This is a genomic window from Streptomyces sp. SID11385 (genome assembly GCF_010548245.1).
In the GTDB taxonomy this organism is placed as follows: domain Bacteria; phylum Actinomycetota; class Actinomycetes; order Streptomycetales; family Streptomycetaceae; genus Streptomyces.
The window spans coordinates 1-447 of sequence record NZ_JAAGLR010001079.1; the positions used below are offsets into that span (position 1 = coordinate 1).

The 447-nt window shown below is 79.0% G+C and carries 1 protein-coding gene; it reads right to left on the bottom strand.

The window, feature by feature from the left end; translation table 11 throughout:
• The coding region (locus G3I42_RS33020) for a TIGR04222 domain-containing membrane protein (RefSeq protein WP_164291350.1) at positions 1-447 on the bottom strand (447 nt) is incomplete at both ends.

Below are 447 nucleotides of genomic sequence, written 5' to 3' on the forward strand. Positions count from 1 at the left end.
CGGCGGCCCCGCGCACCGCCTCCGTGCCGAGCGGCGTCGCCCAGCGCCCGTACGGGGCGAGGTCGATGCGCGCGATGACGAGGTAGCCCACGCCGAGCAGCAGCGGCAGCCCGAACCAGCCCGCCACCTCCGCCGTCGAGTGCCCGGTGTGCGGCAGGAACAGGAGCGCGACGAGCCCGGCCGCGAACACGGCGAGCACCGTGCGCCGCAACTGCCGCAGTGCCCCGGCGACGAGTGAGCGGATCTCCGCGGGCACGGCGAGCCGCGCCGCGCCCAGGCGCTCGCCGAGCGCCCGTACCTCCGCCGACGCGGCCACCGCCGTGCGCAGTTCGGTGACCGGGAGTTGCAGTCCGGGGCCGAGCGCCCCGAGCACCGCGCCCTCCAGCGCGTCCGCCGGGCGGTCCGCGACGGCCGTGGCCCAGCCCGTGTGCGCGAGGAGCAGCCGGC